Here is a 7,025-nt window from a genome sequence, read left to right as displayed (position 1 = left end):
GCGTCCGGGCGGGCGGCGAGGGCCCGGGCCACGGCGGCGCGCATCCAGTCGTGCCGGTGCAGGTCGCGCACGACCAGCACCAGCGGCCGGCCGACGGCCCCGGCGGCGACGCCGGCGGGCGGGTCGCCCTCGCCGAGGCGGACGGCGGTCGTGCCCGGCAGCAGGGCGGCGAGCGGGGTGGCGATCCCCCACGGGGTCTCCGCGCCGATGGCGATGTTGCGGGGTGGCTCGAACTCGACCACGTGCGGGGCCGCGGCCAGCGGCAGGGCCGCAGCGGCAGCCGTCGCGGTGACCCGTACGGCGCGACGGGCGGCGGCCAGCCCGATCGGGGAGCCCTCCGGGGCGGCGGTGGGGCGCGACGGGGCGCCGGCCCGGGCGGCCACCGTCCAGGCGGCGAGTTGCCCGACGCGCTTGGCCGCCTCGGCCAGCCGCTCCTCGGGCAGCTCGCCTGCGACGACCGCGGCGACGATCGCGTCGCGCAGCTCCCGGGCGGCGTCCTCGTCTGCGCGTTCGCCGCCGACGCAGATCGCGTCCGCCCCGGCAGCCAGGGCGCGGACCGCCGCGCCGGCGAAGCCGTACCGGTCGGCGACCGCCCGCATCTCCACCGCGTCGGTGACGATCACGCCCTGAAAGCCCAGCTCCTCGCGGAGCAGGCCACCGAGGATGCGGGGGCTGAGGGTGGCCGGCAGCTCCGGGTCGAGCGCCGGGACGAGCAGGTGGCCGGTCATCACCGCCTGCACCCCGGCCGCCACGGCGGCCCGGAACGGCACCAGCTCTGCGGCGTCGAGCTGCTGCCGGCTGCCGCCGATGCGGGGCAGGTCGTGGTGCGAGTCGACGCGGGTGTCGCCGTGGCCGGGGAAGTGCTTGGCGCAGGCGGCCACGCCGCCGGCCTGGAGTCCGCGTACCCAGGCGGCGGTGTGCCGGGCGACGAGGGCCGGGTCGGCCCCGAAGGCGCGTACCCCGATCACCGGGTTGGCGGGGTTGGAGTTGACGTCGGCGTCCGGGGCGTAGTCGAGGGTGACGCCGACCGAGGCCAACTCCCGGCCCAGATCGCGGGCCACCTCGGTGGTGAGTTCGGCGTCGTCGACGACGCCGAGGGCGAAGTTGCCGGGTCGGGAACTGCCCTGACGCGACTCGATCCGGGTGACGTCGCCGGCCTCCTCGTCGATGGCGACGACGACGTCGGGACGCTCGGCGCGCAGCGCGGCCGTGAGCGCGGCGACCTGGTCGAGGTCGACGATGTTACGGGCGAAGAGCACCACCGAGCCGAGCCCGTCGCGGAGCCATCGGCGGACCCACGGAGGCGGGGCGGTGCCGACGAATCCGGGTTGCAGGACGGCGGCCGCCAGGCTCGCCAGGTTCCCCGTCGGTGCGCTGCTCATGCGGCTGCCGTACCCCCGTCTTGTGCCGTGTCGGACCGGCCGCGGCCCCGCGGCGGTGCTGCCATGGTCACATCACCGCCGGCAAACAGTCAATAAACCTTACTGTTACTCTCTGGCGCGAGCCGGCCCTTCGTGGGAGAGTTCCCAACATGCCCGTCCCGCCGCTCGCCGACGCCACCAGCGCGGCCGACGTGCCCGGCGTCCGCCTGCTCGGTCTGGTGGTCGGCGGCCTGCTCCTGCTCGCCGCGATCCGGGCCATGTTCGGCCGTCGCTGACCCCGATCCCGGCGCTGACCCGATCCACCGGCCGGACCGCGCTGACCATCCCCCGCGCTGCCCGAGGTGCCAGGAGAGGCCCCTGCGCTGCACAGGGACCCCTCCTTCCCGGCGGGTTTCGGCGGTGATCGCCGGGGGTACCTCCGGCCCTCGATGAAGCTGTCCACGCACTCCATGACGTTGCGCCGCGCGGCGCGAAGCCTCTTCGGCTGGAAAGCGCTGCGGCCCAACCAGCTCGCCGCCATGCGCGCGGTGATGAAGCGACGCGACGCCCTGGTGGTGCTTCCCACCGGCGCCGGCAAGTCGGCGATCTACCAGATCCCGGCCAGCCTGATCCCCGGCCCGACCGTGGTGATCTCCCCGCTGCTCGCCCTCCAGCAGGACCAGATCGCGGCCCTCAACGAGCGTCGCCGCCCCGAACTGCGGGCGGTGCGGATCAGCTCGGACGAGACGCCGGCCCAGCAGGCGGAGGCGATCGAGGAGATCCGCGCGGGCCGGGCCGAGTTCCTGTTCATCACGCCGGAGCAGCTGGCCAACCCCGACCGGATGGCGGAGGTCAGGTCGCTGAAGCCGGCACTCGTGGCGATCGACGAGGCGCACTGCATCTCGGCCTGGGGGTACGACTTCCGCCCCGACTACCTGGCGCTGGGTCACCTCATCGAGGGCCTCGGCCGGCCCCCGGTGGTCGCCCTGACCGCCACCGCCTCCCCGCCGGTACGCGACGACATCATCGCCCGGCTGCGGCTGCGCGACGCCGAGGTGGTCGTCTCCGGGCTGGACCGGCCGAACCTGTTCCTGGAGGTCGCGCACTGCCCCACCGAGGACTACCGGTGGCGGCGGCTGCTCGCCCTGCTGCGCGAGGACAACCGCCCCGGGATCATCTACGTGCCGACCCGGCGGGCGGCCGAGGAACTGGCCGCGCGGCTCACCGGCGCCGGCTTCGCGTCGGAGTTCTACCACGGCGGCATGCCCGCCGGGGCGCGCGGCGAGCTGCACGAGGCGTTCCTCGCCGACCGGGTGCCCATCATGGTGGCCACCTCGGCGTTCGGCATGGGCATCGACAAGCCGAACATCGCCTGGGTGGTGCACATGGCGCTGCCGGACTCGCCGGACAGCTACTTCCAGGAGATCGGCCGGGCCGGGCGCGACGGAAAGCCGGCCCGGGTGCTGCTGCTCTGGCAGGCCGAGGACGTCGGCCTGCAACGCTTCTTCAGCGGCGGCCTGCCGGACGCCGGCGAGCTGCGCGACCTGGCCGCCCTGCTGCGGCGCGGGCCGGCGACGAAGAAGGAACTGTCGGAGGCGACCGGTCTGGGGCCGCGCAAGCTGGGGCAGTACCTCGCCCTGCTGGAGCAGGTCGGGGCCGCCGAGCCCCGGTCGCGGCAGCGGATCGGCGCGCCCCGGTACTCCCCGACCCCGGTCGAGGCCGGCGACGCGGCGCGGGCGGAGGCCGAGCGGCAGCGGGCCGTGACCCGGTCGCGGACGGACATGATGCGGGCCTTCGCCGAGACGACCGGCTGCCGGGGACAGGCGCTGCTGGCGTACTTCGGCGAGCAGATGACCGAGGTCTGCGGGCACTGCGACAACTGCCTCGCCGGCACCAGCGTCGCCGACGACGGCGCCAGCGGACCGTTCCCGGTGCACAGCCAGGTGCGCCACCCCGAGTGGGGGCCGGGCCTGGTGCTCAGCTACGAGGACGAGCGGATGACCGTGCTCTTCGACGAGGTCGGCTACAAGACGCTGTCGGTGCGCGTGGTGTCCGAACAGGGTCTGTTGACCCTCGACTAGCCTGAGCCGGGCCACCGTGCCCACGGCACCGAGATGGACAGACGAGAGGAGCGCGGTCGTGATCGAGCAGCCGGCGTACACCGGGTTCGGTTTCTCCGACGAGGAGTGGGGGCTGCTGGTCGGCCTGCCGCAGTCGGTGCTGACCGCGGCGAGCGCCGCCGAGCACGACGGCGCCCGCCGGACCATGGCCGAGAACGCGGCCGGGCTGGAGAGCATCGCCACGGGCCGCGAGTCGGGCAGCCGGCTCGTAACCGCCGTGGCGGGCGAGATCGTGTCCCGGGTGGGTGACCCGGAGGCCGGCGAGGAGCTGCCGTTGATCGCGCCCGCCGACCCGCGGGCGGTGATCGAGGACGTGCTGAACCGGGCGGCCTCGGCGGCCCACCTGCTGGCCGAGAAGGTCGACGAGGGCGAGGCGGGCGCCTACAAGCACTGGCTGGTGGAGATCGCCGAGCACGTGGTGACCGCGGCGCCCAGCGGCGGCATCCTGGGCCTCGGCGGCGACCAGGTGAGCGACTCCGAGCGGCGCTTCCGCGACCGGCTCGCCCAGGTCCTCAACGACTGATTGCGCGAACGACGACTGATTCCCCGAACGACGCGCCGGCCGTCCCCGCACCGGGGACGGCCGGGCCGCTTGCCTTCCCTGGGACTCGCGCCACCGGCGCGGCGTGCGTCTAGCGGCCGACCCTGTCCAGCTCGGCGAGGTCGTCCTCGCGCAGGGTGAGGCCCGCGCCCGCGATGTTCTCGCGCAGGTGCGTCGTGGACGAGGTGCCGGGGATCAGGAGGATGTTCGGTGACCGCTGCAACAGCCAGGCCAGGGCGACCGACATCGGCGCCGCCCCCAGCCGGGCGGCCACCGCCTGTAGCGCCGAGGACTGCAGTGGGGTGAAGCCACCGAGCGGGAAGAACGGCACGTAGGCGATGCCCTGGTCGGCGAGCGCGTCGATCAGGGCATCGTCCTGGCGGTGCGCGAGGTTGTACATGTTCTGCACGCACACGATCGGCGCGATCGTCCGGGCCTCGGCGACCTGTTCCGGCGTCGCGTTGCTCAGTCCGAGGTGCCGGATCAGGCCCCGCTGCTGAAGATCGACGAGTGTCTCGAACGCCTGGGCGACCGAGCCGGGCTGCGGCCCCTCGGCATCGCCGAGCCGGAGGTTGACCAGGTCGAGCACGTCGAGACCAAGATTCTGGAGGTTCTCGCGCACGGACCGGCGCAGGCTCTCCGGGTCGCGGGCCGGGGGCCAGCCGCCCCGCTGGTCGCGGTTCGCGCCGACCTTGGTCACGATGTGCAGCGATTCGGGGTACGGGTGCAGCGCCTCCCGGATCAACTGGTTGGTGACCTGCGGCCCGTAGGCGTCGGAGGTGTCGATGTGGGTGATGCCGAGTTCGACGGCCTCGCGGAGGACGGCGAGTGCGCCGTCGTGGTCGGCCGGCGGCCCCATGACCCAGGGGCCGGCGAGCTGCATGGCGCCGTAGCCGAACCGGGTGACGGTCAGGTCCCCCAGCGTCCAGGTGCCGCCGGGAAGGGAAGTGAAGGTCATGCTCGTGCCTCTGGCTTTCGTGTGACGCCGATCTGTTCCGGCGCATCGCGGCTGTTCTGGCGCGTCGCGCAACGCCTGCTTCACTGTGAGCGAGTAACTTTCCGTCCGGAAGTAGGCACCTGAAGGTGTGTAACGCACCAGCGGTGGGAGGAGCGGTTCGATGGCAACGACGACGGCGGAGCAGAAGAGAGCGCAGGCGAAGGCCGAATACGATGCTTTTCTGGCACAGTGTCCGAGTCGCCAACTACTCGACCGCATCGCGGACAAGTGGGTCACGCTGGTGCTGGCCGCGTTGGGCAGCGACGGCTCGCACCGGTTCGGCGCCGACTGCGCCGGTGAACCCCGGCCGCTGCGGTACTCGGAGCTGTCGCGCCTGCTGGCCGGCGTCAGCCAGAAGATGCTGACCCAGACGCTGCGCTCCCTCGAACGCGACGGTCTGGTCACCCGAACCGTGGTGCCGACCGTGCCCGTCACGGTCAGCTACGAACTGACCGACCTCGGCCACTCCCTGCACCGGACGGTGCGCGGGTTGAAGGGGTGGGCCGAGGCGCACATGGACGACGTGCTCGCCAACCGCGCGACGTACGACGACCACGTCGCCTGAGCCCGACCCGGCACGTCCCCCAGGCCCTAGGCGTCCTCCAGCAGCTCCAGCACCCGCAGCTCCGCCTCCGCCCGGGGGGTCCGCGGCCCCACCGGCGCGACCACGCCGTCGTGGAACAGGTCCACCACCCGGGGGTCCACATAGGAGGTGCGGGCGACGGTCGCCGTGTTGCCCAGCAGACCCGCGACCTCCCGCATCACGGAAGCCACCGCCCTCTTGCGGGCCGTCGCCGAGCGGGCCGGCGCGTGGGCGGCCAGCTCGGTGGCCGCCAGCACGGTGGCGTGCCAGGTGCGGAAGTCCTTCGCGGTCATCTCGCCGCCACTGGCGTCGCGCAGGTACCCGTTGACCTCGTCGCTGCGCACGTCCCGCCAGGCCCGACCGTCCCAGTAGCCGAACAGCCGGTCGGCGGCGCGCCTGCGGCGGCGCAGGTTGGTCAGCACCCGGCACAGCTGCGGGTCCTCGATGCGGCGCACCTGTTCGACGCCGCCCTTGGCGGGGAACTCGAAGACCACGCAGCCGCCCCGGCTACGCGCGTGCTCGGGGCGCAGCGTGGCCACGCCGAAGGTGGCGTCGTCGCCGACGGCGTACTGGTCGCTGCCGACGCGGAACATGCCCATGTCGAGCAGCCGGGCGACCGTGGCCAGCACCCGGTCCCGGTTCAGCCCCCGGCCGGACAGGTCGTGCCCCACCCGCTCGCGCAGCACCGGGAGCCGGTGGGCGACCTCCAGCACATGGTCGAACTTCGCCTCGTCCCGCTGCTGCCGCCACCGGGGGTGGTAGAGGTACTGCTTGCGCCCGGCGACGTCGACGCCGGTGGCCTGGATGTGCCCGTTCGGGTGTGGCGAGATCCACACCTGCCGCCAGGCCGGCGGGATCACCAGTTCCCGCAGTCGGGCCAGCTCCTCCGGGTCGCGGACTGGGTCGCCGGCCGGGTCGAGGAAGAGCCAACCCCGGCCGCGGCGACGGCGGCCGTATCCCGGCCCGCCTGGATCGCTACGCCGTAACCGCACCGGCAACTCGCACCGCCTGTTCCGCTTCCGTCACGGCGGCCAGCACCTCCTCGACGCCGATCGCCGCCAACGCCGGATGGGGTTCTACCCCGCCGGATGCGGACCAATCACCCTCCGGTCCGCCGCTCCCCGCTCGGGCGCCGGCCCACAGCGCCCGGTGCCACGGTCGGCCAGGCGGGGGACCCCACCGGGCCGGCGGGGCGGGACCGAAGAGGACCACCGACGGGGTGCCGTAGCCGGTGGCGAGATGGGCGACGCCAGTGTCGCCGCTGACCACGACGCGGGCGTGCGCCACCAGGGCGGCCAGCCCACCGAGGTCCGTGCGGCCGGCGAGCACCGCGTCCGGCGCGAGGCCCGCCCGGCGCGCCACCCGCCCAGCCAACTCCCGCTCGTCGGCCGACCCGGTGATCACCACCCGGTGCCCCCGCCCG

General features: G+C 74.0%; 8 protein-coding genes. 4 read left to right on the top strand and 4 right to left on the bottom strand.

The window, feature by feature from the left end; translation table 11 throughout:
• A partial coding sequence (locus MCAG_RS24965; protein ID WP_007075733.1) for a glycoside hydrolase family 3 N-terminal domain-containing protein occupies positions 1–1,382 on the bottom strand: 1,382 nt, incomplete at its 3' end.
• Between the two features lie 149 nt (positions 1,383–1,531).
• Between MCAG_RS24965 and MCAG_RS35795 the strand changes: the two genes are divergently transcribed.
• The 3 genes from MCAG_RS35795 (at position 1,532) to MCAG_RS24955 (ending at position 4,004) form a co-directional block, all read left to right on the top strand.
• A complete protein-coding gene (locus MCAG_RS35795; RefSeq protein ID WP_255349000.1) occupies positions 1,532–1,657 on the top strand; it encodes a hypothetical protein in 126 nt (41 codons plus the stop codon).
• A gap of 153 nt (positions 1,658–1,810) precedes the next feature.
• On the top strand, positions 1,811–3,442 hold the full coding sequence (locus MCAG_RS24960) for a RecQ family ATP-dependent DNA helicase (protein ID WP_036375137.1): 1,632 nt from the start codon (positions 1,811–1,813) through the stop codon (positions 3,440–3,442).
• 58 nt (positions 3,443–3,500) lie between these two features.
• Positions 3,501–4,004, top strand: a complete 504-nt coding sequence (locus MCAG_RS24955; RefSeq protein ID WP_036375136.1) for a hypothetical protein — start codon at positions 3,501–3,503, stop codon at positions 4,002–4,004.
• A 109-nt stretch (positions 4,005–4,113) separates the two neighbouring features.
• Here MCAG_RS24955 and MCAG_RS24950 read toward each other — a convergent pair whose 3' ends face one another.
• Positions 4,114–4,980 carry an aldo/keto reductase family oxidoreductase gene (locus MCAG_RS24950; RefSeq protein ID WP_007075729.1) on the bottom strand — a complete coding sequence of 289 codons (867 nt, stop codon included), beginning with the start codon at positions 4,978–4,980 and terminating at the stop codon, positions 4,114–4,116.
• A gap of 160 nt (positions 4,981–5,140) precedes the next feature.
• On the opposite strand from MCAG_RS24950, the gene MCAG_RS24945 reads away from it, so the two are divergent.
• Positions 5,141–5,584: a helix-turn-helix domain-containing protein gene (locus MCAG_RS24945; RefSeq protein ID WP_007075728.1), complete on the top strand. Its 444-nt coding sequence runs from the start codon at positions 5,141–5,143 to the stop codon at positions 5,582–5,584.
• A 26-nt stretch (positions 5,585–5,610) separates the two neighbouring features.
• Here the strand turns inward: MCAG_RS24945 and MCAG_RS24940 are convergent, their stop codons facing one another.
• Together MCAG_RS24940 and MCAG_RS24935 are read right to left on the bottom strand one after the other, a co-directional pair.
• Entirely contained in the window at positions 5,611–6,594 is a 984-nt protein-coding gene (locus tag MCAG_RS24940) for a DNA topoisomerase IB (protein ID WP_007075727.1), read from the bottom strand.
• Positions 6,578–7,025, bottom strand: a 448-nt coding sequence (locus MCAG_RS24935) for a glycosyltransferase family 9 protein (protein WP_198141622.1), incomplete at its 5' end; no start/stop codon positions are given. The genes MCAG_RS24940 and MCAG_RS24935, both read right to left, overlap by 17 nt.

Origin of the sequence: Micromonospora sp. ATCC 39149, from assembly GCF_000158815.1 — a bacterium.
Lineage (GTDB): Bacteria > Actinomycetota > Actinomycetes > Mycobacteriales > Micromonosporaceae > Micromonospora.
The sequence above is the reverse complement of the archived record's forward strand: the minus strand, read 5'-3'. Positions and strand labels throughout refer to the sequence as shown.